This is a genomic window from Halorussus salinus, from assembly GCF_004765815.2.
Taxonomy (GTDB): Archaea; Halobacteriota; Halobacteria; order Halobacteriales; family Haladaptataceae; genus Halorussus; species Halorussus salinus.
Genome location: NZ_ML974128.1, coordinates 192,008 through 217,683, shown reverse-complemented (window position 1 = coordinate 217,683; position 25,676 = coordinate 192,008). Strand labels below are relative to the sequence as shown.

Sequence of the window (25,676 nt, the reverse complement as noted above, 5' to 3'; positions counted from 1 at the left end):
CCTACCGGAACACCGAGCCGTCGCCGTCGAGTCGAACTATCTTGTCTGCACTGCGCTCGACGTAGGTCTCCTCGGCCGACACCTCGACGAACTCCTCGGCGTGCCAGTCGTAGGCGGTCAGCGCGCCGCCGTGGACACAGCCGGTGTCGAGCGCGACGCCGCCGTCCGCGTCGTGCGGTCGCTCGTGGACCGTGTGCCCCGAGAAAATAGTGGTCGCCCCGTCGTACTCGTCGTACCAGAGCGGGCCGACGTACTCCTCGTCGGCGTGAGGAGCGCGCATGTTCAGCAGGTCGTCGACGCTGTGGTCGCGCAGGTCCCTGCGTGGGTCCACGCCGCCGTGGACGACCAGCGCGCCCTCCCACGAGAGCGCGACCGGGAGCGACCGGACGAACTCGGCGTTCGCTTCCGAGAGGTCGAGGTCGGTCTCGCCGCGCAGAATCTTGGCCTCGTTGTTCCCGCGGATGCTCACGAGATTCGGCCGCTCGCGCACGATGTCCAGCACGCCCTCGGTGTCGGGACCCTTCCGCGCGAGGTCGCCGACGAACACCACGAGGTCGTCGTCGGACACGTCGAGACGTTCCAGCAACGTTTCGAGTTCGGCCCGGCAACCGTGTACGTCGCCGACGACGTAGATGTTGGTCCACTCCTCGGCGTCGATTCGCTCGTGAGGGACGCCTTCGGCGAAGCGCGATTCGGACTCGCTCGCCAGTTGCTCGCCCGTAGTAATAGCCATTCGGTGTCGTAGAGGGCCGAGCAGTATTAAATCGGTGCTATGAGCAGTATATAGGGGTTTTTAGACGGGGAGAGGAGACCGGCGGGGATAGTGTCGTACGTCTCCTCTTCGTCTCAGGATAGAACGTCGCCTTGCCTATTCGGCCACCACGACAGTTCTCGAACGGACAGACATCGTGAGGAAAGCGAGTGGGCCAACGCGGATTTGAACCGCGAACCTCCCGGTTATCAGCCGAGCGCTCAACCTGATTGAGCTATTGGCCCGTGCGAACGCATTCTCTGCTTGCGCCCTTGAATGTTTAAGCGTTTCCTTTCGACGCCGCTTCGGGACGCCCTCACGCTGTTTTCCGGCAAAATCGTTCGTGAGTCTCGCGGCGTCACTGCCGCTCCGCTCTCGCTACTTCTCGTTCTCGTCGTCCTCGAACTCGATGTCGTAGGCGTCGTCGTCCACGCGGTAGGTGTCCTCCGAGGAGTCCCGACTCCGCGACCCGGAACCGCTCGCGCTACCCGACCCCGCGCCAGCGCCCGTTCCGCTCGCGTTCACGTCCTCGGCGTTCGGGAAGCCGAAGGTGTAGACGTTGCCGGAGGCGAAGCCGCCGGTCTTCTTCTCGACGTAGGGCTTGACGACCCACTTCTGGACCGCCTCGCGGGCGAGGATGCGCGAGGGCGGGAACGCCAGCAGGAAACCCAGCGTGTCGGTGACGAGACCGGGCGTCAGCAGGAACGCGCCCGCCGCGATGAGGAGCGCGCCGTCGGTCAACTCGTCGGTCGGAACGTCGCCCTCGCCGACCGCCTTCTGGAGCCGTCTGATGGTGTGACGGCCCTCCGCACGGACGAACAGCGTGCCGACCAGCGCGGTCAGGACGACCAGCGCCACCGTCAGCACCGGGCCGAGTTGGCTCGCCACGTAGACGAGGAACAGCGCGTCGAGCAGCGGGATGAGCAGCAGTCCGAATAGTGCGCGTTTCATCAGTGCTGTCTTGGCCGATGGTAGTCGTTCACGCCCTAAAACCCTTTAGGTGCCGCGAGCGTCGGGTGTCGCTCGGACGGGCAGGTCCCGTCGGGTGACGCGCTTCGCCGCCAGACCGAACCGTTTTTTCGACGTTTCTTCCAACGGGGCACATGGACCGGCTCCGCGAGTCACTCCACGAGGCACCGATTATCGACAAGGACGGCTACCAGTACCTCGTCCACCCCATCAGCAACGGCGTGCCGATGCTCGAACCCGAACTCCTCCGGGAGGTCGTGGTCGGGGTCACCCGCGAGGCCGACTTGGACGTGGACAAAATCGTCGCCCCCGAGGCGATGGGCATCCACATCGCTACCGCGCTGTCGCTCCAGACCGACGTGCCCCTCGTGGTTATCCGCAAGCGCGAGTACGGACTCGACGGCGAGGTCGCGCTCCACCAGACCACCGGCTACTCCGAGTCGGAGATGTACATCAACGACGTAGAGGAGGGCGACCGGGTTCTCATCGTGGATGACCTCCTCTCGACCGGCGGGACGCTGGCGTCCATCTGCGACGCGATGGACGAAATCGGCGCAGAAATCGCGGACATCGTGGTCGTCATCCGGAAGTTAGGTGAGACGGCGCTGGACGAGACCGACTACGAGGCGACGAGTCTGATAGACATCACGGTCGAGGATTACGAAGTCACGATTCACTGACGCCCGCCGCGGGGACGGGCGGAGATGCGACGCGACGACCGGCGGAGATACGACGCGACGACCGGCGGAGATACGACGCGACGACGGGTGGAGATGTGACGCGACGACGGATTGAGACACGCCGACGGCAGGCTCACATCGCCACTCGGGGGCCAGTCAGGCTCTCGGCCTCGCGTCGGACCGCCAGCGTCGTCGCGAGGTCCGCCGACGTGAGTATCCCGACGACCTCGCCGTCGGCTTCCACGAGCGCCGCGCTCGCGCGCTCCTCGTTCATCAGCCCGACGACCTCGAACATCGGGGCGTCCGGCGCGACTCTCGGAAACGTCTCGACCATCACGTCGCCGACGGTCGTCGCATCCCGGCGACGGCCCCGGCGGAGTCGGTCGAGCGAGACGACGCCGACGACGGAACCGGACTCGTCGGCGACGGAGTAGGCGGTCTGGCGGTCCGCGAGCATCCGCTCGCCGAGTTCCGAGAGCGGCGTCTCCGCGGAGACGACCTCTACGTCCGAGTTCATCACGTCTCCCGCGGTCACGCCGTCGAGGAGGGTCTCCAGCGCGACCATCCTCGACTCGCCGTTGGCCGCCCCGTAGACGAACAGCGCCAAGATGAGCAGCATCGGGCTGAACGAGAGGACGCCGAGGAGTGCGAACCCGATGGCGAACAGCGAGCCGATTCGCGCCGCGGTCCGGGTCGCCTCGGCGTACGGCCGGGACCGGGCGAGGAGCGCCCGGAGGACGCGTCCCCCGTCCATCGGGAACGCGGGCAGGAGATTGAAGACCGTGAGAACGAGGTTCGTGACGACCAGCCAGCCGACGACGAACGTGACCGCGGGAACCGACGCGGGGAGCGCGAGGACGACGCCGTAGCAGACGACCGCGACGAGAACGCTCGCCGCGGGTCCAGCGAGCGCGATCCAGAGTTCCTGTTGCCACTGTCGGGGCATCGCTTTCAGGTTCGCGAGTCCGCCGAGGAGCCAGAGGGTTATCGACTCCACCTCGATGTCGTATCGGCGCGCGGCCCACGCGTGGCCGAGTTCGTGGACCGTCACGCTGGCAAAGAGGCCAACCGCGGCGGCGATGCCGATGAGCCACGGCGTGTTTCCGGTCCGGAGGACCGCGGGGTCGAGCGCGACGATGGGGAAGCCGTTGATTATCTGCGTGTACAGGTCGATCTGCTCGCCGCTCCCGATGAGCCACGCCAGCACGGGCAACACGACGACGAGCGAGACGTTGATTCGGATGGGGATGCCCCACACCGAGAGGAGCCGATACCCTTTCACACGGAGTACGTGGTAGAGAGTCCGGTTGTAGCTTTCGGCGACGGCGAAAGCCGCCCGCTCGGCGACGAGTACGTCGAACGCTGGCGGTCGGCACTTTCGAGGACGGTACCGACCCCGGAATTTTATGCACGAATATGGGTATTTCGGACTTTTTGAGACTGAATATGCGCTCGAACGCGAAACTATTATTGAACCCGACCGATTCGTCGGGAGTACAATGGCGACAGACACGGAGGGAGAGATAGACCTCGACTACGAACTCGACGACCGGCCGCCGTGGCCCAAGTCCATCCTGCTAGGACTCCAACACGTCGCGGTGATGCTGGTCCCGGCGACCGCGGTGGCGTACATCGTCGCGGGCGCGGTCGGCCTGAGCGCGGGCGACACGGCCTACATCGTCCAGATGGTCCTGCTGTTCTCCGGACTGGCGACCGTCGTGCAGGCTTACACCGTCGGCCCGGTCGGTGCCAAACTCCCCATCGTGATGGGGACGAGTTTCACCTTCGTCGGCGCGGCCTCCTCCATCGGCGCGAGCTACGGACTCGGGGCGGTCTTCGGCGCGATACTCGTCACCGGCTTCCTCGTGGAGGGCGTCATCGGCTGGCAGTTCGACCGCATCGAACCGTTCTTTCCGCCGCTCGTGACCGGACTCGTCGTGATAATCATCGGTCTCTACCTCGTGCCGGTCGCGATGGACTACTCGGCAGGCGGCGTCGGCGCGAGCGACTACGGCGCGGCCCACAACGTCGGTCTCGCCGCACTGGTCCTGTTCGTCGCGGTCGCGCTCAACCTCTTTACCGACGGCGTGACGCGACTCCTCAGCACGCTCGTCGGTCTCGCCATCGGCTACGTCGCCGCGATTCTCCTCGGCCTCGTGGACTTCGGCCCGGTCGCACAGGCCTCGTGGGTCGCGATTCCGAAGCCCGGCGCGTTCGGCTTCTCGTTCGAGCCAGTGCCGATGATTACCTTCGCGTTCCTCTTTCTCGTCTCGGCGATGGAGACGGTCGGCGACCTGTCGAGCGTCACGGCCGCCGAGGGCCGGACCCCCGACAGCGAGGAGTTACGCGGCGGCCTGTTCACCGACGGAATGTTGAGTTCACTCGGCGCGGCGTTCGGCGCGTTCCCGGTCACCTCCTTCTCGCAGAACGCGGGCATCGTCAACTTCACGGGCGTCATGAGCCGCCACGTCGTCGGCGTCGCCGGGGTCCTGCTGGCGCTCCTCGGCCTGAGTCCGAAGGTCGGCGCGGCGGTCGCCACTATCCCGAGTCCGGTGTTCGGCGGTGCGGTCCTGCTGATGGCGGGGATGGTCGCCGCCAGCGGCGCGCGCCTCGTCTTCTTGCACACCGACCTCGACCGCCGGAACATGGTCATCCTCGCGGTCTCGCTCGGTCTCGGACTCGGCATCGCCACGCGTCCGGACGCGATTTCCGGCCTCCCGAGCGCGGCCCGGACCTTCTTCGGCGAACCGGTCGTCGTCACCGCGCTGACCGCGCTCGTCCTCAACACCTTCACGCCCGGCGACCAGAGTCCGCTGTTCGACGCGCCGCCCGACGAGTCGGTCGCCGAGACCGACGAGCCGCCCGCGTCCGCCGACGACTGAGCGCACTGGATTCTCCAACCGTCCCGCCGCCCCGGCACACTTTTCCCCGCACGCCGGACACTCCTCTCCATGCGACTGCTGTTCGTCCACTCCGACCACCTCGAATTCGAGACCACGACCGAGGCCGAGGAGGGCGTCGCCGAGACCGAGGGCGTGCCGATGGCGGGTCGGATGGAAGACTGCGTGACCGCGTTCGTCAGCGTCGAGACCGGAGACGAGACCGACCTCGACGCCGTGGCCGCGAACGCCGCCGACGAGTTGCGCGACGTGACCGATCGACTGAACACCCGGAACATCGTCCTCTACCCCTCCGCCCACCTGAGCGACGACCTCGCCGGTCCGGAGAGTGCGAAGACCGTCCTCCGAAAGCTCGACGCCCTCCTCGACGCCGACTACGAGGTCCTGCGGGCACCCGTCGGCTGGTACACGTCCGTCGAGGTCGCGTGCAAGGGCCACCCAATCTCGGAACTCTCTCGACACGTCACCCCCGAGCGCGCCGACGAGGGCGAGGGTGAAGGCTCCTCGGAACGCGCGCCGAGCGACTGGAAACTCGTCTTCCCCGACGGCGAAACGGTAGACGCACGCGAGGCGAAAGACGCCGACCGCGTGAGCGACGACATGCGCGCGCTCGTCGCCGACGCGGTGGATGGTATCGCCAGCGAGGCTGAAGGCAAGACCACGAGCGCGGACGAGGAGCCGCCACACGTCGAGTTGATGCGAGACAAAGAACTGGTCGGCGACGACGAGTCGAGTGACGCGGGCACCCTGCGGTGGTACCCTCGCGGGAAACTGATTCGGGACTCGCTGATGGAGTACGCGAACGACCTCGCGGTCGAGTACGGCGGTATGCCGGTCGAGACGCCCGCGACGGACGACCTCGGGGTGCGCGCGATGCGGGACCACGCCGACGAGTCCGGCGAGCGCCCGTACCGCTTCGAGTCGGGCGACCGGCCGACGATGCTCCGGTCCGCGGCCTGCGCCGGTCACGTCTCTCTCATGCGGGACATGCACCTCGCCGAGTCGGACCTGCCCCTGCGACTCTACGAGACGGCCACGTCGTTCCGGCGCGAACAGGAGGGCGAGGCGACGGGCCTGCACCGCCAGCGCGCGGTCACGATGCCCGACATGCACACCGCGACGCGGGATATGGAAGGGGCCAAAGCAGAACTCCGCGCGCAGGCGAAACTCGCGCTGGAGACCGGCGACGACCTCGACCTGAACTACGAACCGGTGATTCGCGTGACCCGCGAGTTCTACGACGACAACGAGGCGTGGGTCCGGTCGCTCGCCGAGGAGTTCGGCAAGCCCGCCCTGCTCGAAATCCTGCCCGAGCGCCGCCACGACTGGTCGGCGAAGGTGGACTTCGCGGCCATCGACGGGTCGGGGCGGCCCATCGAGACCGCCACCGTCGAAATCGACGCGGAGAGCGCCGAGCGATTCGACATCGAGTACGACACCGGCGAGGAGGCCCGCCGTCCCGTCCTCCTGCACTCCTCGCCGACGGGGAGCATCGAGCGCGTGCTGGCCGCCCTGTTGGAGACCGCCGCCGAGCGAGAGACGCCGCTCCTCCCGACGTGGCTCGCGCCGACGCAGGTCCGGTTCGTCCCCGTGGGCGACGAACACGTCGAGTACTGCGACGCGCTCGCCGACGACCTCGCAACTGCGGGAATCCGGGCCGACGTGGACGAGCGCGACGAGACGGTCGGGGCGCGTATCGCGAAGGCCGAGAGCGACTGGGTGCCCTACTACGTCGTGGTCGGCGACCGCGAGACGAGGGGTGGCGAGCGGGGAGACGACGGGAGGTACGACGACGGGGGAGGCGACGATAGAGGGAACGACGACGAGGAGCGCGCGCTGAAAGTGACCGTCCGCGCCGAGGAGGAAGAACGCAAGTTGCGTTTCGAGGAACTGAAGTCGGCAGTGCTTGCCGATATCGGTGACTCGCCCCAAAAGCGGCGCTACCTCCCGAAACACGTCGGTAGGCACCCGCTGTTCACGGGTCGGTAGCGCCGACTTCGTCAGTGGCGACTTAGGTGCTGGCCGGAATTTCTTATTTCGAGCGTACAGGCTCCCTCGACCGACTACAGGCGTGGTTAGCGATACCAGACCGCAATTTGAATATTCCTTATACGAATAAAATCGTTCTACTTTAATGTCCTGAGGTAATACGGGGCTACACCATGGCTTCACTCGACTTCGAACCGCTCACCTACGGAGAACTGTCGCCGGAGCGTCGGCCGACGCTGGCCCAAGCGTTGGTCCCGGTCCTCGGCGTGGTCGTCTTCCTCGGAATCGGGTCGGGGTACCTCGGGATGAACCCCCACGCGCCGCTGGTCTGGAGCGTCGTGCTGACCGGACTGGTCGGCTACTACTGGATGGGTCTCTCGTGGGACGACATCTACGGGGGCATCGCCGACGGTCTCCTGATGGGACTACAGGCTCTCCTCATCCTGTTCACCATCTACGCGCTCATCGCGACGTGGGTCAGTTCGGGCACGATTCCCGGCCTGATGTACTACGGGCTGTCGATTCTCACGCCCGAGGTGTTCCTGCCCGCCACCGTGATTCTGGCGGCCATCGTCGCGTTCTCCATCGGATCGTCGTGGACCACCGCGGGCACGCTCGGCGTCGCGTTCGTCGGCATCGGGTCGGGACTCGGCATCCCCGCGCCGATGACCGCTGGCGCAATCTTGAGCGGCGCGTACGCCGGGGACAAGCAGTCGCCCCTGTCGGACACGACCAACCTCGCGGCCGCGGTCACGAACACCGACCTCTACGACCACATCCGGGCGATGCGGACCGGCACCGCCGTCGCGTTGGGTCTCTCGCTGATTCTGTACGCGGTCCTCGGACTCCGCGCTGGCGGGGCGATACCGGCGGGCCGCGTCGGCGAGATTCAGACCGCACTGGTCTCGACCTACGACCTCTCGGTGCTGGTCTTCCTGCCGCTGGTCGTCACGTTCGGGCTGGCGCTCTACGGCTTCCCGGCACTCCCCTCGCTGGTCGCTGGCGTCTTCGCTGGCGTGTTCACCACGATGGCGGTGCAGGGGGTCGGCTTCACCGCCGCGTGGGACGTGTTCCTGAACGGAATCGAACCCGAGACCGGCACGAAACTCGTCAACGACCTCCTCGCGCAGGGCGGTCTCTCCGGGTCGGCGTGGACCATCACCGTGGTCGTCGCCGCGCTCTCGCTCGGGGGTCTCCTCGAACGACTCGGCGTCCTCGCGGTGCTGGCTCACCACCTCGCGCAGGGCGTCCGGAGTTCCACCAGTCTCGTCGCGTCGTCGGGCCTCGCGGCGATTCTGGTCAACGTGTTCAGTGCCCAACAGTATATGGCGATTGTGATTCCGGGCATGACGCTCCGGAACCTCTACGACGACTACGACTTGGAGAGCAGTGACCTCTCGCGGGCGGTCGAGGCCGCGGGCACCCCGACGGGCGCGCTCATCCCGTGGCACGCCGGGGCTGTCTACATGTCGAGCGTGTTCGGCGTGGCGACCCTCGAATACGCGCCCTACTACTTCTTCGCGTTCCTCTCGCCGCTGGTGCTGTTCGTGATGACGCTGCTCGGGCGGGCGACGACGCCGAAGGACACCGCCGACTCGTCGGCGGCCGCGTCGGCCGACGACTGAGTTCGGCCGCGTCGCCCATTCGTTCCACTGTGTATCCGAGGCGGTCACTCCGTTCGCGCACCCGTCCCCGGTCGGTCGAGACCGGCGAGGTCGATGGCTCCGTCGGGCATCGGGACGCCCTCGTAGGGGTCCTCGTCCAACAGGAGCGACCCGTCGAGGTCGGCGTAGTCCAGCAGGGGCGCGAGGTGGGCCGCCGCGGAGATGGCCGCGTTGGTCTCTATCATGCACCCCAGCATGACTTCGAGGCCGTGGGCGCGGGCGGCGTGAATCATTCGCTCGGCCTCCCGCAGGCCACCGCACTTCATCAGTTTCAGGTTGGCGATGTCCACGTTTCCGGCGATTTGCGGGATGTCCGCGAGCGTGACACAGGACTCGTCGGCCGCGATGGGGAGCGCCGACCGGTCGCGGACGAAGCCCATCCCCTCGGGGTCGTCGGCCGAGACGGGTTGTTCCACGAATTCGAGGTCGTACTCCGCGAGGCGGTCTATCTTCCGGACCGCTTCGCGAGGAGACCACGCCTCGTTGGCGTCCACGCGGATGGTCGCGTCGGGGGCGGCCGCCCGGACCGTCGAGATGATCTCCTCGTCGCGGTCGGTCCCGACCTTGACTTTGAGGACCGAGTAGCCCCGTTCGACCGCGGTCTCGGTCTTCTCGGCCATGCGCTCGGTGGTGTCGATGCCGATGGTGTAGGAGGTCGGGACCGACTCGTCGGGGTCGAGTCCCCAGTAGCGGTACAGCGGCAGGTCGGCGCGCTTGGCCGCGAGGTCGTGGAGCGCGATGCTGACCGCGCATCTGGCGGCCGGGTTGCGCGCGACGGTCTCCTCCATCCGGCGCTCGATGCGGTCGAGTTGGTGGGGGTCGCCGACCTCCTCGACGACTTCGAGGAGGGCCGGGAGAACCGCCTCCACAGTCGCGGCGGTCTCGCCGTAGTGTTCGGAGGGTGCGGCCGCGCCGACGCCCACGTTGCCCGCATCGTCGGCGATTCGGACGACGACGTTCTCGGCGGTCTCCTGCGTGGTCCGCGAGATGGTGAAGGCGTTCTCCAGCGGGAGCGACAGGCGCTCGAACTCGGCGTCGAGGCTCATCGACTCACCTCCGGTTCGGCGTCGAAATTCATAGAATCGCCTCCAGAACGTCGTCGGCGTCGAATCTCACCGGGTCGGTCGCGGGCGCGTCGAGTTCGTCGGCGAACGTTGCCACCGCGTCGCGGGCCGCGGCGTCGTCGCCGATGTCGCTGGTGTTGAGCGCGCCAGCGACGACTTCGGTCTCGTGGACCGGCCGAGCGAGGTCCTCGTAGAGGTCCACGTACTCCGAAATCGGCGGGACGGCGGTGTCCTCGTAGCCGTGGATGGCCTCGCGGCCCGCCTCGTGACAGAGGACCAATTTGTCGGCCATCGACCCGTGGAGGATGCCGCAGGTCACGGCCGAGTAGGCCGGGTGGACGATGCTCCCTTGGCCCTCCACGAGGAGGTAGTCGTGGTCGTCGCCGCGTTCGAGAATCATCTCCTCGACCGCTCCGGCGGTGAAGTCCGAGACCACGCGGTCGATGGGCGTCCCCCAATTCTCTATCATGATGCCGGTCTGGCCCGTCGGGATGAACCCCACGTCGGCACCGCGGTCGCGGGCCGCTTCCAGCAACTCCATCGTGGCGGTCATCTTCCCGACCGAGCAGTCGGTGCCGACCGTGAGGACGACCTCGGCCTCGACCTCGTCGGCGACGCCCTGCGCGACGGTCAGGTCCTCGGGCGGCTTGCGCACGTCCCAGATGTCGCAGTCGTTTTCCGCGGCGAGGTCCGCGAACTCCTCGTCCTCGGCGAGGAAGTAGTGGAGACCCGAGATAAGGTCCGCGCCGCCTTCGAGGGCGGTCCGCACGTCCGAGCGCCACGACTCGTCGAACCCGCCGCCGATGGGCGCGATGCCGACGATGAGCGCGTCCACGTCGGGCGCGTCGGCCATCTCGGCGACGATGGGCGCGTCCTGCACGTCGGGGAGGAAATCGGAAACTCGTTTTCCGGCGTTCTCGCGGTCGAGGACCGCTTCGACCTCGTAATCGGCGTAGCGCAACAGGCCGACCGCGGTCTTGGCGCGGTCGGGGAACTTCTCGTGAGCGAGTACGGCGACTTGCATGCGTGGGAGGTTGTGGCAGTGGGGTATAAAGGTCGGTGTGGCGGTAAGGAGGTGTCAGGCGAGGTAACGGGTTCTGGTCCGTTCGCTGAGGCTGCCGGACGCTCGTCAGCCAACCCGTCCGGTGCGCGTCGGGAAACGGCAGTTGCCGCGGTGAACTATATTTAGATTTGTTTCAGAATTCTATAGACATGTATTCGTCATCGAACGATTGTCACCGGGACCGGCGACCGCCGCAGGACGCGCTCGGCGGTACTGCCCAGAAGCAACCGCGAGACGCCCGACCGGCCGTGGCTCCCCATCACGACGTGGTCGATGTCGCGGTCCTCGACGGCGGCCAGAATCTCGCGCGACGGGCGGCCGGTCTCGACGGCCGTCTCCACCTCGCATCCGGCGTCGGCGAGCGTCGCCGCGGCGTCGGCGAGGGTCTCCTCGGCCTCGTCGGTCGCGCGCTCGTGCCACGTCTCGGCGTCGGGCAGGCCGCGGGCCTCGGCCTCGTACACGACGCCCACGGGGTCCACGACGTAGAGGAGTGTCACGTGGGCGTCGGAGTGTTTCTCGGCGACGCGTTCCAGCGCGCGCTCGGCCAGCGGCGACCCGTCGAACGGAACGAGGAGGCGTTCGGTCACGCCACCGAGTCACGGCGCGCTGTCGGTTAACTCCTCGGGCGCGGGGACGCTCGCCGTCTCCGTTACGGACCGGGCCGCAGAATCAGCCACGCGACGAACACCGCCGCACCGCCCAGACCCGTACTCGCCACGGCTCGCGCCCGAAGCCGGTCCAGCAGGTCGTGGGCGTCGTCGGTGATTTGGGCGACCTCGTAGACCTCGCCGCCGAGTTCACAGCGCGGCAGGAAGTCCATCGCGACGTGGAGGAACACGCCCGCCGCGAACCCGAAGACGACCGCGTTCACGGGGTCGCTGGAGGGAAGTCGGAGGAGCGCGGACGGAATCGCGGTCAGGCCGACGCCCGCCGCGGGAAGTAGGATGACCGAGACCGGCTTGTCCGCCCGTCGGAGTCGGTCGGCCGCGGCGTAGCCCGCGGGACCCTTGTGCGAGACGATGGCGAGACCGAGGAGTAACCCGAGGCTCGGCATGTTGCCGTAGACGAGACCGATGATGGCCCCCGCGGCCAGCGAGTGAGCGGTCAGTTCGGCGGCGGTGTGGTCAAACGGCAGGTCCATGTGGGTCGCGCGGTGGCCGAGCGTGTGCGCCGAGAAGCCGACGAGGACGCCCAGCGCGATGCCGAACCCGCCGAACTTCGGGTGGTGTCCGATGGCGCTCGGGACGATGAAGACGGCCGCGCTGGTTATCATCGCGCCGCTGGCGAGACCGTACCCCCACACCAACCGCCCGGCGTCGGTCGTCGCGCCGGTCCGTCCGCCGACGAGCGCCGCGCCCGCCATCGCGGCGAACGCGACCCACGAGATACCCGCGACTTTCGGGGCGTTCGCCCAGAGCGCGAACGGCGTGAGTGCGACGAGGAGAACCGGACCGACCAGACCGAGACGAGAGAGACGCATGTTGTTAACGCTGTCTCGGCAATTAATAAGCCCTCCGATTGCCGGACTCCAAGCGCCGGAGTCCCGCGAGCCGACGGACGTACACTGCCGCGGCGTATTTGCCGCTGGGGCGCGTCTCCGGAAGTATGCGTGACGTTCCCGCCCTGTCGCTGACGTGGCGCGAGGGGCTGTTCGCCCACTGGCCGGTGGACTCCTCGCGCGTCCGACCGCTCGTCCCCGACGCCCTCGAAATCGACACCCGCGACGAGACCGCGTGGGTGTCGGCGCTCCCCTCGCTGGTCGAGGCCGCGCGGCCGCGATTCCTGCCCGAGCGCGCCGGACTCACCTTCCCGCAGGTCAACCTCCGAACGTACGTCCGCTACGAGGGGGAACCCGGCGTCTACTTCCTGAGCCTCGACGCGACGACCGAACTCGGGGTCCGACTCGCTCGCGCGGTCTGGGACCTGCCGTACCACCGCGCCGAAATCGACTTCCAGCGGGCGGGCGACCGACGCCGGTTCGACAGCCAGCGACTCCACACCGACGAGTCACCGGCCAGATTCGCGGCCGAGTACCGGTCGACCGGCAAGCCGACCCACGCCGACCCCGACTCGCTGTCGTCGTTCCTCGCCGAGCGGTACCGGCTCTATCTGGTCCGGAACGGGAGTATCGGGGCCGAGAGCGCCGACAGCGCGGACGGGGACGACGAGGCCGAGAGGGCCGACGCCGAGGAGTCCCACGCCGGGTCGGTCTGGTGCGCCCGCGTCGAACACGACCCGTGGCGACTCGCCCCCGCGGAGGCGTCGGTCCACGCCGACTCCCTGCTGGAGTCGGTCGGTCTGCCCGCCCCCGCCGAGGACCCGGTGGTCTGGCACGCGTCGGTCGCGGAGTTCACGGTCCGGACGCCGTTCCGGGCGTGAACCTCGTTTCGAGTCGGAGTCACGCTTCCGGCGGCGAGTCACACCTCGTGGGTCTCAGTCCGGCCGTCCGCCGAGATTCGGACCTCGCCGACGCTGACGTTCGCGGCGTCGAGTCCGCGGTCGGTCGCCCGAACGCGGTCGGTCAGGTCGAACTTCGTCCGCGCGGGGACGTAGGTGAGATACGCCGTCTCGCCGTAGGGCATCGTCGCCATCTCCGTGAACGAGACGTAGCCGCCGTCTACCGTGACCTCCGCGCCCTTCGGAAGTGTCTCGCCGTCGCGGGGCGAGACGGCGATCACTCGAATCTGCGAGTCGTTCGCCGTCACCGTCTCGACGGACACCTCGTACCGCGGGCCGGAGTCCAGCGGGAGGGCACTACATCCGGCCACCGTCAGAACGCCGACCAACGCGAGCGCCAACAGAAGTCTCCTCATCGGCGACACCTCCTCACGGTCGAGACAAAACTGTTGGCGCTTCGCTCCGCGACCGCAGTTAGCGATTTACGACTCGCCGCCGTCTGCTCCGGCGTGACGACGATACCCGAGGAGTTCCGCGACCTGTTCGAGAAGCGCACGTTCGCCCATATCGCCACGCTCCTGCCCGACCACACGCCCCACTCGGTCCCGGTGTGGATAGACTACGACGCCGACGAGAACCACCTGCTGGTCAACACCGTCCGAGGGTCGCGCAAGGAGCAGAACGTCGAGGAGAGCGCCCACATCGCCGTCTCGATGACCGACCCCGACGACCCGTACCGCTTTCTCGCGGTCCGCGGCGAGGTGGTCGAGATAACCGAGGAGGGCGCGGTCGAACACGTCAACCGACTCGCCGAGCGGTACCTCGGCGAACCGGAGTACCCCCGACTCGGCGACGAGGAGGCCCCGCGCGTAATCGTCCGGATTCGGCCCAACAGCGTCACGACGCAGGAGAGTTCGGGGTAGTCCTGTTCGGTCGCCGCGGTAGCCCGCCCGGACACGGTGACTGAAAGGCGTCTTTCAGTCTCTCGAAACTTTAACTCGGCCGGTCACGGACTCGGCGTATGGAAAGAGTCACGCGACGCTCGCTCGTCGGAGCGGTCGGCGTCGGTCTCGCGTCGGCCGGGTGTCTCTCGGACGCTGGCGGACCCGCGACCGACGAGACGACGACCGACAGCCCGACGACCGACAGCGCGACCGAGAAGACGACCCGCGGGACCGCCGACGCGACGACCGACCCCGCGGCCGACGCGACCGCGACCGAGGAGAGGACGACCGGCGACTGGATAGCCCGAGCCTCGAACAGCCCCGACCCGGACCACGAAATCACCGTCGAACACGACCTCGCCGAGTCCCGGCGGCTCCGGGTGACGGTCGTTCGCGAGGAGACCGGCGAGACCGTCTTCGAGACGACCGACGAGTTCTCGCGGGGCGAACACACCCTCTACAATCTGAGGAAGGCCGACCCCGAGGGCGTCGAGGAGTTCCGAGTCTGCGCGGAACTCCTCCCGGCGGATACGAGCGCGACCACCGCCACCGGAACGACCTCGCCGCGCCGCGACTGCGTGACCCTCGCCACCAACGAGTGCTACGGGAGCGCCTACGTCGAACCGCAGGAAGACGGGTCGGTCCAAATCATCTACGCTATCTGCTGACCGACGATGACCGGTTCTCCTCGCGCCGACGCTCGCGGCCGACTCGTCGGCACCGCACGCGGAATCGCCTCGGAGTTCGATTCGGTCCGGGTCGCAGTCGCCGGAATCGTCCTGCTGGCGCTGGTCGCGCGCCTGTTCGCGCTCGGGGCGCGGGTCGCTCATCAGGACGAGGCGCGGGTCGCCTACTGGGCCTACCGCTACGCCGAGTCGGGCGTCTACTGGTACCGACCCATCGTCCACGGTCCCTTCCTGACCATCGTGAACGGCTCGGTTTTCTCGCTGTTCGGGGCCTCGGATTTCACGATGCGACTGGTGCCCGCGCTGGTCGGCGGTCTCCTCCCGGCGTCGGCGCTCCTATTCCGCGGGCGTCTCCGGGATTCCGAGACCGTCGCGCTCGCGGCCCTCCTCGGGGCGAACCCGCTTCTCCTCTACTTCTCGCGGTTCTACCGCAACGACCTCCTGCTGGCCGGGTTCATGCTGGTCGCGGTCGGGTTCTTCGTCCGGGCCTACGACCACCGCCGCCCGGCGCTCCTCTACGCCGGAACCGCCGCGTTCGCGCTCGCGGTCACGACCAAGGAGAACGCGCTGGTCTACCCGGTCTGTTGGGCGGGGGCCGCGGCCCTGCTGTGGGACCGGCGACTCCTCGCCGAGAGCGCCGAGGAGAGCGGCCTCTCCGCCGCGACCGACCGCGTTCGCGCAATCGCCCGCGGCGTCTGGCGCTGGCGCACTCCCTTCGGTCTCGCCGTCGCGGAGTTCTTCGCTATCGTCGTGTTCTTCTACGCCCCCCGAGGAGCGAGCGCGGGAGCGTCGCCGACGCTCGGGCGGACCCTCCGGGACCCGACCCTCCTCCCGGCGCTGGTCGGCGAGGCGACCCTCGGGTCGTGGCGCGCGTTCACCGGCAAGTGGGTCGGCGGGAGCGACCACACCTACCTCTGGACCGCCAAGTCGCTCTGGCCCGCGCTGGCCGACGGCGGCGCGGTCGTGCTGGCGTTCGCCGCGCTCGGGTTCCTCGCGGACAGGTACTCGGGGTCGCCCCGCGATGTCGTCGGGTTCGCGTTCTTCTGGGGCGCGTCGAGTCTGGCGGGCTACCCCGTCATCGTGGACAACCCCTTCCCGTGGGAGGTCGTCCACGTCGTCGTCCCGCTGGCGATTCCGGCGGCGGTCGGCCTCGCGCTGGTCGCCCGCCTCGGCGCGGCCAGCGTCGCGGACGGCGACGGACTCTCGGCGACGGCGGCCGCGGTCGTCCTGCTGGTCGTGGTCGCGCAGGTCGGCGGGACCGCGGTCGCCACGTCGTATCTCCACCCCCAGAGCGACGACAACGAGTTCGTCCAGTACGCCCAGTCGGGAAGCGAGATGAAGCCCCTTCTCGGCGAGATACAGCGCGTTGCGAAGTCCAACGAGGGAATAGACGTGCTGTACTACGGCTCTGCGTTCTACGTCGCCGACGAGGAGGCCCTCCTCGCCCCGCCGGGCGAGGGCGGGTGGTTCGACCGCCTGCCCCTCGCGTGGTATCTGGAGGCGGCCGGGGCGACGACCGACAGCACGACCCGGCCCGAAATCGTCGGCGAGAATCCGCCGCCGGTCGTCGTCTCGCTCGGGGCCGTCGAGACCTGCGACGAGTCGCACGACCGCGCCAGCGACATCGACCGCCACCTGCGCGACTACGAGCGCCACGAGGTCCACCGGTTCCTACAGGACAGCGGGTGTCACAAGAGCAGTCTCGTCGTCTACGTGGCCGAGAACGCCAGCGAGGAGTCGGTCGAGTTGTGACGGCGAGCTTTCGAAAGCTTCTCCGCAGAAGTCCCGCTAATCGTCTCACTCGCCCTCCCGTCTCGAAAACGGGGATATTCCTACGCCGTCGCCTTCTTGAACTCCTTGAGACCGACGACGCCGCCGTCGAACTCGTCGGGCGACGCCTCGGTGGCGACCCAGTAGAGGAGGTCCGCGGCGTCCTCGGGGTCCCGGCCCTGCCCGCCGGTCAGGTCGGTGGCGACCGCGCCGGGTTCCACGACGCCGACCGGTTGGTCGATTTCGGCCGCGAACTGGCGGACGACCGCCTCGGCCGCGGCCTTCGAGACCGCGTAGGAGCCGTAGCCCGGTTTCGCGTCGCGGGCGACGTTGCCGGAGGGGACCAGCACGCGCGCGTCGTCGGCGAGGTGGGGCAGGGCCTCCTTGACCGCGGCGAAGACGCCGCGGGCGTTGGTCCGGAACGAGTCGTCGAACGCCGAGTAGGCGTCTTCGGCCAGCGGCGACTCGCCGGGACTGCCGTGGAAGACGCCCGCGCAGGCGACCACCACGTCGATGCCGCCGTCGCTCCCGCGCGCGGCGGTCTCCATCAGTCGCTCCACGTCGAACTCGTCGCGCACGTCGGCGCGCATCGCCTCGATGGTTCCCTCGCTATCCGACTCCTCCGCGTCCGCGACCACCGCGTCGAGGTCGTCCTTGTCTCGCGCGCATCCCACGACCCGCGCGCCCTCGGCTGCGAACCGCCGCGCGACCGCCGCGCCGATGCCTCGACTCGCGCCCGTCACGACCGCAGTCTGTCCGTCCATACCGCCACAGACGGACTCCGCCCCCAAACCGGTTTCTGCATTCGACGACCGCGGGCGACCGGCGGACGCTCCTCGACCGACCCCGGCCGACGCTCGGGCGACGAACCGCCAGCGAACGCTCGACGCCGCGAACCACGCCGAGAGCGACCGACCACGGTCCACCGCCGGGTGGGGTGAAGGGGCCGCCCGCTCGCGTGTACGTGGTCGTCTGACCGACCCCTATCCGGACCGGGCGGTGCGGAGCGGTCCGGATATGTCGGTCAGCGACCGCGAGCGGGCGGGGGCTTCCGAGGAGCCGTTCACTACGATATTGCGGTTTCCCCGAATTCGACTGCCGAGCCGAGCATCGACGGAAGAACCCCCAACCCACGGTCTCGGAAAATCCGGCACAGTTACGTCCCCCGAGTCGCCACAGTCGGCCGTGTTCCGAATCGGACACTACGGCGTCTCGCTCGCGCTCTACGCGCCGGTGGGCGGACTCCTCGTCGCTGGTGGCTCCCCGACTGCGGCCGTGGCAGGCGGGGCGGTCGTCTGCTGGCTGGCGATGCTCCCCGACGTGGACCACCAGTTACCCGGCATCTCCCATCGCGGACCGACTCACACGCTGGCGTTCGCCGCGCTGGTCGGCGGCGCGGTGTGGGCCGCCGCGAGCGCGGGCGCGTCCGCGACCGGACTCGGCGGCGTCGCCGTCGGTTCGGTCGGTCCGCCAGCGTTCTCGCTCGGCCCGGTCGGCGTCCCGGCCTTCGCGGGCGGAATCGTCGGGTTCGCGATTCTCGCCCATCTGGTCGGCGACCTGCTGACGCCGATGGGCGTCGCGCTGTTGTGGCCGGTCTCCGAGTACCGCTACTCGCTGTCGGTGACGCCCGCCGACAGCACGGCGTGGAACTACGGCCTGTTCGCGTTCGGGGTGTTCGCCACCGCCGCGGCGGCGTACCTCGGGTTCGCGGCGACGAGCGCGGGCGGATTCCCGTAGCTTACGGCGGGCAGAATCGTCCCGCCACAAGGGGCCATTCGGCCGAGACTGGCGGGGCGACAACCCTTTTCAGCGTCGATGGCCTGCTACCGGTGTGACTCGGGATTCCGACGCACCCCGCGACGAGTCGCCGGAGGTCTCGGCGCTCGCCGACGACGAACTCCTCGCCCCGTTCCGGGAGTCCGACGACCCGGTGTTGACCACCGAGGAGGTCGGCGGGTCGGTGCCCTACCGGCGACGGGCGACCGCCGCGGGACTCGACCGACTGGCGACCGAGGGACTCCTCGAACGCAAGTCGGTCGATGGCGAAGCGGTCTGGTGGCTGCCGGGCTACACCGCGACCGAGAGTCGGGGCGGGCCGATGCCCGGCGAGAGCAGGGAGTACGAGGGCGGACTCCCTCGCCGACTCGAAAACGCCATCTCGACGCTCTCGGCCCCGGACGAACCCGAGCGCGCGGCGGTCTACGCGACCTGTTACTACCTCGCCGAGGAGGGTCCCGCGACCGACGCCGAACTCCGGAGCGTGGTCTACCCCGACTGTCCCGCGGATTACGACGACGCCAGCGAGTGGTGGACCGCCTGCGTGCGGCCATCGCTGGCGGCGTTGTCGGGCGTCGAACGAACCGAGGCCGGATGGCGACTCGCCTGATGAGCGCCGGTCAGAACTCCGAGAGGGTGGCGCTCCCGGCGGCCCGCCGGAGCGGTCGGAACTCGTCTTCCGCGGCGGCACTGAGGTGTCGGTACAACCGGTCGGACCGGTCGAGGAGTCGGACGGTCTCCTCGTCGGGGTCGTACGCGGCGACGTTGGCGCTCACGAGTTTCGGGAGGTGGACGTGATGGAGCGACGCCGCGACTCGCTCCGTGTCGGCCCCTTCGCGGGACGCCACCTCGTCGGCGAGGTCCGCAAGCGAGGCCCGTCCGCTGTGTCGGTGGAGGGCGTAGAGGACGTAGCGGCGGCGTTCGGCGGCGAGAACCTCGAAGATGGCGTCGAAGGAGTCGTCCACCGAACCGAGCGCCGCGGGGGAGTCGTTCGTGGCCTGTGCTTCGGTCGAGCTGTTCGGTGACTGACTCATGGGTCCTGTTAGAGTGTGACACAGACTTGGACAATAAATCTACGTAGATTTCTAGAAACAGGTTGAGAGGAAAGAAACGACCGAGACGGACTTTCGGTCGCCCCATTCCGCCCTCCGCGGTCGCGAACGTGCCGACTCACCGGTCGCGGTACGTGAGTTCGTCGGCCTTGTTCGTGACCGCCCGCATCATGCACCCGTGGCAGACCCACACGTCCCCGCCGGTACGCGAGACCAGTCGCGTTCCCTCTTGTTTCTGCTGTTCGCAGATGTCACACACTCGCATAGGAGACGTTCATCTCCCCGACGTTTCAATCTCTCGGGCGTTCGCCCGCGTCGAAGTCGAAATCCGGCCGCGTCCCGGTCGCTCGTCGGTCTCGCTCCGGACTCGTCCCGTCCGGTGGGAAAATCCCGACTGGCGGTGGACTCCCGCTCGGGGACGGACTCCCGCTCGGCGGCGGACTTTTGGTCCCGCCCGCCGACTGTCCCGGCGACCAGCGATGACGACCGCCGAGGAGACCCGTCCGAGGGAACCAACCCGCGCCGACGGCGGCGACCGGCCCGGACCGACCGAGGAGGCCGCCCCGTGCTGACTGACTGGTTCGTCCGCGTCGCGGGTACCGACCCCGTGATGCAGGGACTGGTCGGCGGTATCTTCATCGCGTTGCTGAACACCCTCGGGGCCGCGCTCGTCGTCGTCTGGCCCGACCCCTCCGAGCGCGCGCTCGACGGCGCGCTCGGGTTCGCGGCGGGCGTGATGCTCTCGGCGAGTTTCACGAGTCTCATCCTGCCGGGCATCGAAATCGGCGGCATCGGTCCCGTACTCGCCGGGTTCGCGCTCGGCGTCGTCCTGCTGGACCGGGCCGACCAGTGGGTACCACACATCCACGTCGTCGTGACCGGGCGCGGGAACGTCGCGGCGAGCGGGGCGAGCGACGCCGAGGCGGGCGGCGCGAGCGCGAATCCCACGGGCGAAACCGAGACCGGCGACCCCCGCATCGAGGAGGACACGCCGACCGGCCGGGAGCGAATCGACCCCGACGACGCCCGGACCGCTTCGGTCCTGCTGTTCATCGTCGCCATCACGCTCCACAACATGCCCGAGGGACTGGCGGTCGGCGTCGGCTTCGGGTCGGGGAACGTCGGCGACGCGCTCGCGCTGATGCTCGCCATCGGCATCCAGAACATCCCCGAGGGGCTGGCGGTGTCGGTCGCGGCCGCCAACGCCGGGTTCGGGTCGCTGTTCTACGCCACGCTCGCGGGCGTTCGGGCCGGACTCGTGGAGATTCCGCTCGCGGTGTTCGGCGCGATAGCGGTGGGCGTCGCCGCGCCCGTCCTCCCCTACGCGATGGGGTTCGCCGCTGGCGGGATGCTGTTCGTCATCAGCGACGAAATCGTGCCCGAGACCCACGCTCGGGGCCACGAACGCGTCGCGACCCTCGGCACGATGCTCGGGGTCGCGGTGATGCTCTATTTGGACATCGTGTTGGGATGACCCGTCACAAGCAGTTCGACATCGCGTCGGGATGAGCCCTCGCAAGCGGTTATCACGCTCGGCGTCGTGGCTTCGCGTATGGAACACGTCGAGTACGTTCACACGTTCGGGATGACCGACGCGGAAGTCGAGGAGTACCTCCGGGACGGCGAAGTCGGCGTCCTCTCGCTGGCGGACGGCGGCGACGCCTACGCGGTCCCGGTCGGCTACCACTACGACGGCGAGCGTCTGTTGGTCAGACTGGGCGAACGCGACGACAGCACGAAGATGGACTACCTCGAAAACACGGGGACCGCCACGCTGGTCGTCTACGAGAACGAGAGCGAGGCGGACTCGTGGAGCCTCCTCGTCCGCGGGAAACTCGTGGAACTCCCGACCGAGACCGACCGGGAGATAAACGAGCAGTTCGAGCCGTTCCGACTGTTCGGCGAGAACGTTGCGGACGTGGATGCCGCGGTCTTCGAACTCCGGATGGAAGAGGTGACCGGGCGACGGACTGACTGAGAATCAGTCGAAGAGACGGCGGACGACGAACCGTTATCAGCCTCGACTCGAACTGTCGGACATGGTGAGCTACGTGGGTCTCGACTGGGCCTCGAACGGGTGGGTCGTCGCCGAACTGGACGAGGAGGGCGACCTCTCGGTGGGGTTCGCGCCGACCGTCTGGAACTGGTGGCACGAGCGGGAGACCGACCCCGAGCAGGTCCTCGTGGACATCCCGGTCGGTCTCGCGGCCGACCGAAAGCGAGCGTGCGACCGCGAGGCGCAGGCGCTCCTCGGCGGGCGGGCCGGGAGCGTCTTCCTGACGCCGATTCGGGCGGCAGTCTACGACGAGAACATCGAGGCCGCGAAGGCGAGACACGACGAGCGAGACGCTGGCTTCAGCATCTCGAATCAGGCGTGGGCCATCGTCCCCCGAATCCGGGAGGTCGATACCTTCCTCCGGACGACCGACGAGGCCCGCGGTCTCGTCCGCGAGAGCCACCCCGAACTCTGCTTTCGGAACCTGAACCCCGGTGACGAACCGGTCGGCGCGAAGGGCGACGCCGACGGCATCGAGCGCCGGAAGGCGCTCGTCCGCGAGGCGGTCGGCGTCGAGCGCGACGAACTGGACGCGACCGTCGAGACCCTGACCGAACCGCGCTACGCGCCGCGGGCCAGCGCCGACGACGTACTCGACGCGGCGGTGCTGGCCGCCACGGCCGAGCGCGCGGCCGACGGCGACTGCGTGACGCTCCCCGAGGACCCGCCGGAGGACGCCGCCGGACTCCCGATGGAAATCGTCGCGCCCGAGTCTCCGTAGCCCGACGAGTCGGACGCGTCCGACGCGAGTCCGCGCAACCTCTAACCCTCCCGAGACCCAAGCGAACGTATGAGCGAGAGCGACGAGCCAACGAATCGCGGCGAGGAGACCCGCGAGGAGCTACCCGAAAACGACGCCGAGTGGCGCGAGCGCCTGAGCGACGAGGAGTACCGCGTCCTCCGGGAAGCCGGGACCGAGCGCGCCTTCACGGGCGACCACGTGGACCGGAAAGACGACGGCACCTACGCCTGTGCGGGGTGCGGTGCCGAGTTGTTCGACTCCGAGACGAAGTACGACTCGGGTTGTGGCTGGCCGAGTTTCTACGACGCGGACGACGACCGCATCGAGACGCGCCGGGACACTAGCAAGGGGATGGACCGCATCGAGGTGCTGTGCGCCGAGTGCGGCGGCCACCTCGGCCACGTCTTCGAGGACGGCCCGGAGCCGACCGGCAAGCGCTACTGCATCAACTCGGTCGCGCTCGACTTCGAAGACGAGGAGTGACGGACCGAGGGGGCGACCGTCCGAGAGGGCGACCGTCCGAGAGGGCGACTGACCGTCCGACGAGACGACCCGCCGGTCCGGGCGGCCCGGCTCGAAGTACTCGTACCCGAACATTTATTTTTCTGATAGCTCTGGTGCATGATATGGTAGACCACTCCGAAGTACGAACCGAGTCCCAGACCATGCTCGCCGCCGAGGCCGACGAGGCCTCGACGGCCGACGACGACGCCGACGACCCGACGATAGCGTATCGCTGTCCCGGAGTCACGTACGCGCCGGGTGCGCCGGTCGCGGGCAACCCCATCCTCTTCGAGACCGACTCCTCGCCGGACGACCCCGACTGCCGACTGGAGTGGTCGTTCGGCGACGGCGCGACCGCGACCGGCGAGAAAGCCAGCAACGTCTACGACGCTGGCGGTCGCAAGGAGGTCACGCTGACGGTCACCGACGGCGACGGCGAGACCGAAACCGAGACCGAGACCGTGACCGTCTACCACGAGGTCGAGACCGAACTCGGCGAGCGCGACGGCGACCTCGTGGCGGTTCTCCTCCGCGGCGACGACGAGTTCGCGCCCGCCGAATCGGTCTCCGTGACCTCGCTCCGCTTCGGCGCGCCGACCGCGGTGGCGATGGGGTCGGGCGCGACTCCCGCCCGGAGCGAGACCGAGGGCGACGACCTCCGGGTGTGGGTGCGACCCGACCGCGCGGGACTCGGCGACGCCGAGACGGTCCGACTGGCCGGGCACTCCACCGACGGGGTGCCGCTCGCGGGGACCGTGGACCGCTGAGGCGTTCGGAAATAGAGAAGAGTCTCAGAGAAATATTCTTCTTGATTAGAAGTATATGCCGTATCCTTAACCCCGATGATTGCAGGGCCGACTTACGGAAGCAGGTCGCGGTTTGTGTTCTTCCCCTCGGCCGGAACTCGACCGGTGTAGCTTATCGCCACGAAGAGGAGACCGAATGCGAACATGAACACGCCGACCGCGAGTTGACCGATGGTTCCCGACTGAACGATGGCCGCGAGTCCTCCACCTCGATTTACTCCGGAACCGACGAGCGTACTCGGATTCCAGCCGAGCCAGAGACTCACCACGCCCAGAGCGAATAGCCCGACGCGGATCGGGACTCCTAGTTCCGTCGTTTCAATGTCGTCGGGTTCACGGAATCCAGTGCGGATGGCGAGTCGCTCGCGGTAAGGACGCTCACGCATCTTTCGAACGTAGGTGTCAGTCGGGTTCTCCTCGGTGGTCTCGTCCGCCGCGGTTACGCCACCGTCGGTTCTCACTCGGTCGAACCCGCACTCACAGGTAGTCGCGGAATCAGGGGTTGAACGGCCACATCTCTGACAAGTCGGCATGCGAATTACACTCTACTATTAAAACTTATAATTTTTGTTGTACCTAAGATTAGCGATTGTTGCGGCCAGCGGTATCCGACCGACATCCCGTCCCGAGACACACTTATGACGACAGAGCAACTACATTCGACCGAAAGCCGATGAGCGAACCCGCCAGCGACGCGCCCGCGGGCGGCCCGACCGCGAGCGCGCCCTCCACGACGACCGAGGAATCGGCCGGGAAGAGCGTCGAATCGGTCGAACAGACCGGCGACGCGGCCGAACCGACCCGACGGACCGCCGAGGAGACCGCGAGCGCCGACCCGACCGCCGACGACGAGGCGGCCGCCGAGTACGAACACCTCCGGCGCAAGAAGAAAGAGCGCAAGGGCAACGCCGAGGAGGCCACGGTTCGGGACGTGTTCGTCGGCGAGAGCCAAGTCGTCCTGACCGTCGCGTTCCCGTGGACGACCGACACCGAGCGACTGGTCTACGACCTCGACAGCGACCGTGACGTACTCAAACTGGAGGCGCTGGCCGAGTCGAAGGGCTTCGACTTCGAGCAGGTGTCGTTTCTCGACGGCGAGAGCCTCGCGGTCGTCTACACCGGCGGCGAGTGGGTGCCGAAGGCCCAAATCGAGTACGTCAAGGGCGAGGGGTCGGCGAGTTCGACGTTCCTGACCGAGCTTCGACTCCTCGGGCGGGAACTCGCCCGGTCGCCGAAGTTCGTCCGGCGACTCGTCCGCCTCTCGCGGACGATGACGACCAAGCAGGCGGTCATCGCGGTCATCCTCGTCAAGAAGATAATCATCGTCGCGCTGGTCGCGTGGCTGTTGCTGTAAGTCGGCGTCGCACTGCGGGCACCGACTCCGGTAGGAAGGCTTTTTCTCGCGCCGCCCGAACGCGTTCCATGGCCAATCCGGTCCCGGCGGCGGCCGAGGAGTTACTCACCAGCGAACCGCTGATGGCGCACTTCGCCACCTGCACCGACGGTCGCCCGCACGTCGCGCCGGTCTGGTACCACTACGACGACGGCACCGTCGAGGTGCTGACCACGGGCAAGAAGCTCGCGAACGTCCGCGAGAACCCCCGCGTCGCCGTCTCCGTCCAGAAGGACGAGGAGGGCGTCGCTCAGTGGATGGTGACGCTTCGCGGGACCGCCGAGGTGGTCGAAGACCGCGACGAGCGCCTGCGAGCCGCCGAGCGCATCAACCCGAAGTACGGCGCGAGCGGCGACGAGTACCCCGAGAACGTGCTGGTCCGGGTGACGGTCGGGTCGGCGAGCTATCAGACGTACTGACGAGCGGTCGCGGTCGTCCCGAACTCCGACGGGAGCCGCGAGCGAATCTGA

Annotated in this window: 29 protein-coding genes and 1 tRNA gene; 17 read left to right on the top strand and 13 right to left on the bottom strand. The window is 68.2% G+C overall.

The genetic code is table 11. The features are described from left to right. Window position 1: 1 nt before the first annotated feature. From EPL00_RS09170 to EPL00_RS09160, 3 genes are all read right to left on the bottom strand, one after another. Window positions 2–733 (bottom strand): metallophosphoesterase family protein, encoded by a 732-nt coding sequence (locus EPL00_RS09170; protein ID WP_135852995.1) that lies wholly within the window; start codon window positions 731–733, stop codon window positions 2–4. A gap of 189 nt (window positions 734–922) precedes the next feature. Continuing rightward, window positions 923–996: transfer RNA gene (locus EPL00_RS09165), tRNA-Ile, on the bottom strand. A 133-nt stretch (window positions 997–1,129) separates the two neighbouring features. Next, window positions 1,130–1,702, bottom strand: a complete 573-nt coding sequence (locus EPL00_RS09160) for an FxsA family protein (protein WP_202932587.1) — start codon at window positions 1,700–1,702, stop codon at window positions 1,130–1,132. Between the two features lie 152 nt (window positions 1,703–1,854). Here EPL00_RS09160 and hpt point away from each other — a divergent pair, with 152 nt between their 5' ends. Beyond that, window positions 1,855–2,400, top strand: a complete 546-nt coding sequence (gene hpt, locus EPL00_RS09155) for a hypoxanthine/guanine phosphoribosyltransferase (protein WP_135852997.1) — start codon at window positions 1,855–1,857, stop codon at window positions 2,398–2,400. Window positions 2,401–2,533: 133 nt separating this feature from the next. Here hpt and EPL00_RS09150 read toward each other — a convergent pair whose 3' ends face one another. Further along, a complete protein-coding gene (locus EPL00_RS09150) occupies window positions 2,534–3,682 on the bottom strand; it encodes a site-2 protease family protein (RefSeq protein WP_135852998.1) in 1,149 nt (382 codons plus the stop codon). Window positions 3,683–3,899: 217 nt separating this feature from the next. On the opposite strand from EPL00_RS09150, the gene EPL00_RS09145 reads away from it, so the two are divergent. The 3 genes from EPL00_RS09145 (at window position 3,900) to arcD (ending at window position 8,914) form a co-directional block, all read left to right on the top strand. Beyond that, window positions 3,900–5,282 (top strand): uracil-xanthine permease family protein, encoded by a 1,383-nt coding sequence (locus EPL00_RS09145; RefSeq protein WP_135852999.1) that lies wholly within the window; start codon window positions 3,900–3,902, stop codon window positions 5,280–5,282. Window positions 5,283–5,351: 69 nt separating this feature from the next. After that, complete coding sequence (locus tag EPL00_RS09140) at window positions 5,352–7,289, top strand: threonine--tRNA ligase (RefSeq protein ID WP_135853000.1); 1,938 nt, start codon at window positions 5,352–5,354, stop codon at window positions 7,287–7,289. A 173-nt stretch (window positions 7,290–7,462) separates the two neighbouring features. After that, window positions 7,463–8,914, top strand: a complete 1,452-nt coding sequence (gene arcD, locus EPL00_RS09135) for an arginine/ornithine antiporter ArcD (protein WP_135853001.1) — start codon at window positions 7,463–7,465, stop codon at window positions 8,912–8,914. Window positions 8,915–8,958: 44 nt separating this feature from the next. Here the strand turns inward: arcD and EPL00_RS09130 are convergent, their stop codons facing one another. From EPL00_RS09130 to EPL00_RS09115, 4 genes are all read right to left on the bottom strand, one after another. After that, complete coding sequence (locus EPL00_RS09130) at window positions 8,959–9,999, bottom strand: dipeptide epimerase (RefSeq protein WP_135853002.1); 1,041 nt, start codon at window positions 9,997–9,999, stop codon at window positions 8,959–8,961. A gap of 28 nt (window positions 10,000–10,027) precedes the next feature. Continuing rightward, window positions 10,028–11,041, bottom strand: a complete 1,014-nt coding sequence (locus tag EPL00_RS09125; protein WP_135853003.1) for a DUF1611 domain-containing protein — start codon at window positions 11,039–11,041, stop codon at window positions 10,028–10,030. A 197-nt stretch (window positions 11,042–11,238) separates the two neighbouring features. Continuing rightward, window positions 11,239–11,667: a universal stress protein gene (locus EPL00_RS09120; protein WP_135853004.1), complete on the bottom strand. Its 429-nt coding sequence runs from the start codon at window positions 11,665–11,667 to the stop codon at window positions 11,239–11,241. Window positions 11,668–11,729: 62 nt separating this feature from the next. Then, the gene (locus EPL00_RS09115; RefSeq protein WP_135853005.1) at window positions 11,730–12,560 is read right to left on the bottom strand and encodes a ZIP family metal transporter; all 831 of its coding nucleotides are present in this window, start codon (window positions 12,558–12,560) and stop codon (window positions 11,730–11,732) included. A 125-nt stretch (window positions 12,561–12,685) separates the two neighbouring features. On the opposite strand from EPL00_RS09115, the gene EPL00_RS09110 reads away from it, so the two are divergent. After that, entirely contained in the window at window positions 12,686–13,459 is a 774-nt protein-coding gene (locus tag EPL00_RS09110; protein ID WP_135853006.1) for a YqjF family protein, read from the top strand. Between the two features lie 38 nt (window positions 13,460–13,497). Here EPL00_RS09110 and EPL00_RS09105 read toward each other — a convergent pair whose 3' ends face one another. Then, window positions 13,498–13,893: a hypothetical protein gene (locus EPL00_RS09105; RefSeq protein WP_135853007.1), complete on the bottom strand. Its 396-nt coding sequence runs from the start codon at window positions 13,891–13,893 to the stop codon at window positions 13,498–13,500. A 93-nt stretch (window positions 13,894–13,986) separates the two neighbouring features. Between EPL00_RS09105 and EPL00_RS09100 the strand changes: the two genes are divergently transcribed. From EPL00_RS09100 to EPL00_RS09090, 3 genes are all read left to right on the top strand, one after another. Further along, on the top strand, window positions 13,987–14,400 hold the full coding sequence (locus tag EPL00_RS09100; protein WP_135853008.1) for a PPOX class F420-dependent oxidoreductase: 414 nt from the start codon (window positions 13,987–13,989) through the stop codon (window positions 14,398–14,400). A 98-nt stretch (window positions 14,401–14,498) separates the two neighbouring features. After that, a complete protein-coding gene (locus EPL00_RS09095) occupies window positions 14,499–15,089 on the top strand; it encodes a hypothetical protein (protein WP_162224187.1) in 591 nt (196 codons plus the stop codon). A gap of 6 nt (window positions 15,090–15,095) precedes the next feature. Then, window positions 15,096–16,859, top strand: a complete 1,764-nt coding sequence (locus EPL00_RS09090) for a flippase activity-associated protein Agl23 (RefSeq protein WP_135853009.1) — start codon at window positions 15,096–15,098, stop codon at window positions 16,857–16,859. 80 nt (window positions 16,860–16,939) lie between these two features. Here EPL00_RS09090 and EPL00_RS09085 read toward each other — a convergent pair whose 3' ends face one another. After that, entirely contained in the window at window positions 16,940–17,641 is a 702-nt protein-coding gene (locus tag EPL00_RS09085; RefSeq protein WP_135853010.1) for an SDR family NAD(P)-dependent oxidoreductase, read from the bottom strand. A gap of 421 nt (window positions 17,642–18,062) precedes the next feature. Between EPL00_RS09085 and EPL00_RS09080 the strand changes: the two genes are divergently transcribed. Together EPL00_RS09080 and EPL00_RS09075 are read left to right on the top strand one after the other, a co-directional pair. Further along, window positions 18,063–18,614, top strand: a complete 552-nt coding sequence (locus tag EPL00_RS09080; RefSeq protein ID WP_135853011.1) for a metal-dependent hydrolase — start codon at window positions 18,063–18,065, stop codon at window positions 18,612–18,614. A 94-nt stretch (window positions 18,615–18,708) separates the two neighbouring features. Then, complete coding sequence (locus EPL00_RS09075; protein WP_135853012.1) at window positions 18,709–19,263, top strand: hypothetical protein; 555 nt, start codon at window positions 18,709–18,711, stop codon at window positions 19,261–19,263. Between the two features lie 10 nt (window positions 19,264–19,273). Here EPL00_RS09075 and EPL00_RS09070 read toward each other — a convergent pair whose 3' ends face one another. Both EPL00_RS09070 and EPL00_RS23500 read right to left on the bottom strand, forming a co-directional pair. Continuing rightward, complete coding sequence (locus tag EPL00_RS09070; protein ID WP_135853013.1) at window positions 19,274–19,687, bottom strand: DUF7344 domain-containing protein; 414 nt, start codon at window positions 19,685–19,687, stop codon at window positions 19,274–19,276. A 136-nt stretch (window positions 19,688–19,823) separates the two neighbouring features. After that, entirely contained in the window at window positions 19,824–19,970 is a 147-nt protein-coding gene (locus tag EPL00_RS23500; RefSeq protein WP_202932586.1) for a hypothetical protein, read from the bottom strand. Between the two features lie 345 nt (window positions 19,971–20,315). On the opposite strand from EPL00_RS23500, the gene EPL00_RS09065 reads away from it, so the two are divergent. From EPL00_RS09065 to EPL00_RS09045, 5 genes are all read left to right on the top strand, one after another. Next, window positions 20,316–21,179: a ZIP family metal transporter gene (locus EPL00_RS09065; RefSeq protein ID WP_135853239.1), complete on the top strand. Its 864-nt coding sequence runs from the start codon at window positions 20,316–20,318 to the stop codon at window positions 21,177–21,179. 78 nt (window positions 21,180–21,257) lie between these two features. Then, window positions 21,258–21,683 (top strand): pyridoxamine 5'-phosphate oxidase family protein, encoded by a 426-nt coding sequence (locus EPL00_RS09060; protein WP_135853014.1) that lies wholly within the window; start codon window positions 21,258–21,260, stop codon window positions 21,681–21,683. A 61-nt stretch (window positions 21,684–21,744) separates the two neighbouring features. Then, a complete protein-coding gene (locus EPL00_RS09055) occupies window positions 21,745–22,482 on the top strand; it encodes a DUF429 domain-containing protein (RefSeq protein ID WP_135853015.1) in 738 nt (245 codons plus the stop codon). Window positions 22,483–22,551: 69 nt separating this feature from the next. Then, entirely contained in the window at window positions 22,552–22,986 is a 435-nt protein-coding gene (msrB, locus tag EPL00_RS09050; RefSeq protein ID WP_135853016.1) for a peptide-methionine (R)-S-oxide reductase MsrB, read from the top strand. A 143-nt stretch (window positions 22,987–23,129) separates the two neighbouring features. Continuing rightward, window positions 23,130–23,774, top strand: a complete 645-nt coding sequence (locus EPL00_RS09045; protein WP_135853017.1) for a PKD domain-containing protein — start codon at window positions 23,130–23,132, stop codon at window positions 23,772–23,774. Between the two features lie 92 nt (window positions 23,775–23,866). Here the strand turns inward: EPL00_RS09045 and EPL00_RS09040 are convergent, their stop codons facing one another. Continuing rightward, the gene (locus tag EPL00_RS09040; protein ID WP_135853018.1) at window positions 23,867–24,274 is read right to left on the bottom strand and encodes a hypothetical protein; all 408 of its coding nucleotides are present in this window, start codon (window positions 24,272–24,274) and stop codon (window positions 23,867–23,869) included. A gap of 212 nt (window positions 24,275–24,486) precedes the next feature. Between EPL00_RS09040 and EPL00_RS09035 the strand changes: the two genes are divergently transcribed. Both EPL00_RS09035 and EPL00_RS09030 read left to right on the top strand, forming a co-directional pair. Continuing rightward, on the top strand, window positions 24,487–25,167 hold the full coding sequence (locus EPL00_RS09035; RefSeq protein WP_238398163.1) for a hypothetical protein: 681 nt from the start codon (window positions 24,487–24,489) through the stop codon (window positions 25,165–25,167). A 68-nt stretch (window positions 25,168–25,235) separates the two neighbouring features. Beyond that, a complete protein-coding gene (locus tag EPL00_RS09030) occupies window positions 25,236–25,625 on the top strand; it encodes a pyridoxamine 5'-phosphate oxidase family protein (protein WP_135853019.1) in 390 nt (129 codons plus the stop codon). Window positions 25,626–25,676: the final 51 nt, after the last annotated feature.

What these genes read in the sequence shown, in the direction of transcription:
- EPL00_RS09170 (WP_135852995.1), bottom strand. Translation starts at nt 733, where the DNA reads ATGGCTATTACTACGGGCGAGCAACTGGCGAGCGAGTCCGAATCGCGC.
- EPL00_RS09160 (WP_202932587.1), bottom strand. Translation starts at nt 1,702, where the DNA reads ATGAAACGCGCACTATTCGGACTGCTGCTCATCCCGCTGCTCGACGCG.
- hpt (WP_135852997.1), top strand. Translation starts at nt 1,855, where the DNA reads ATGGACCGGCTCCGCGAGTCACTCCACGAGGCACCGATTATCGACAAG.
- EPL00_RS09145 (WP_135852999.1), top strand. Translation starts at nt 3,900, where the DNA reads ATGGCGACAGACACGGAGGGAGAGATAGACCTCGACTACGAACTCGAC.
- EPL00_RS09140 (WP_135853000.1), top strand. Translation starts at nt 5,352, where the DNA reads ATGCGACTGCTGTTCGTCCACTCCGACCACCTCGAATTCGAGACCACG.
- arcD (WP_135853001.1), top strand. Translation starts at nt 7,463, where the DNA reads ATGGCTTCACTCGACTTCGAACCGCTCACCTACGGAGAACTGTCGCCG.
- EPL00_RS09130 (WP_135853002.1), bottom strand. Translation starts at nt 9,999, where the DNA reads ATGAGCCTCGACGCCGAGTTCGAGCGCCTGTCGCTCCCGCTGGAGAAC.
- EPL00_RS09125 (WP_135853003.1), bottom strand. Translation starts at nt 11,041, where the DNA reads ATGCAAGTCGCCGTACTCGCTCACGAGAAGTTCCCCGACCGCGCCAAG.
- EPL00_RS09115 (WP_135853005.1), bottom strand. Translation starts at nt 12,560, where the DNA reads ATGCGTCTCTCTCGTCTCGGTCTGGTCGGTCCGGTTCTCCTCGTCGCA.
- EPL00_RS09110 (WP_135853006.1), top strand. Translation starts at nt 12,686, where the DNA reads ATGCGTGACGTTCCCGCCCTGTCGCTGACGTGGCGCGAGGGGCTGTTC.
- EPL00_RS09105 (WP_135853007.1), bottom strand. Translation starts at nt 13,893, where the DNA reads ATGAGGAGACTTCTGTTGGCGCTCGCGTTGGTCGGCGTTCTGACGGTG.
- EPL00_RS09095 (WP_162224187.1), top strand. Translation starts at nt 14,499, where the DNA reads ATGGAAAGAGTCACGCGACGCTCGCTCGTCGGAGCGGTCGGCGTCGGT.
- EPL00_RS09090 (WP_135853009.1), top strand. Translation starts at nt 15,096, where the DNA reads ATGACCGGTTCTCCTCGCGCCGACGCTCGCGGCCGACTCGTCGGCACC.
- EPL00_RS09085 (WP_135853010.1), bottom strand. Translation starts at nt 17,641, where the DNA reads ATGGACGGACAGACTGCGGTCGTGACGGGCGCGAGTCGAGGCATCGGC.
- EPL00_RS09070 (WP_135853013.1), bottom strand. Translation starts at nt 19,687, where the DNA reads ATGAGTCAGTCACCGAACAGCTCGACCGAAGCACAGGCCACGAACGAC.
- EPL00_RS23500 (WP_202932586.1), bottom strand. Translation starts at nt 19,970, where the DNA reads ATGCGAGTGTGTGACATCTGCGAACAGCAGAAACAAGAGGGAACGCGA.
- EPL00_RS09065 (WP_135853239.1), top strand. Translation starts at nt 20,316, where the DNA reads ATGCAGGGACTGGTCGGCGGTATCTTCATCGCGTTGCTGAACACCCTC.
- EPL00_RS09060 (WP_135853014.1), top strand. Translation starts at nt 21,258, where the DNA reads ATGGAACACGTCGAGTACGTTCACACGTTCGGGATGACCGACGCGGAA.
- EPL00_RS09055 (WP_135853015.1), top strand. Translation starts at nt 21,745, where the DNA reads ATGGTGAGCTACGTGGGTCTCGACTGGGCCTCGAACGGGTGGGTCGTC.
- msrB (WP_135853016.1), top strand. Translation starts at nt 22,552, where the DNA reads ATGAGCGAGAGCGACGAGCCAACGAATCGCGGCGAGGAGACCCGCGAG.
- EPL00_RS09045 (WP_135853017.1), top strand. Translation starts at nt 23,130, where the DNA reads ATGGTAGACCACTCCGAAGTACGAACCGAGTCCCAGACCATGCTCGCC.
- EPL00_RS09035 (WP_238398163.1), top strand. Translation starts at nt 24,487, where the DNA reads ATGAGCGAACCCGCCAGCGACGCGCCCGCGGGCGGCCCGACCGCGAGC.
- EPL00_RS09030 (WP_135853019.1), top strand. Translation starts at nt 25,236, where the DNA reads ATGGCCAATCCGGTCCCGGCGGCGGCCGAGGAGTTACTCACCAGCGAA.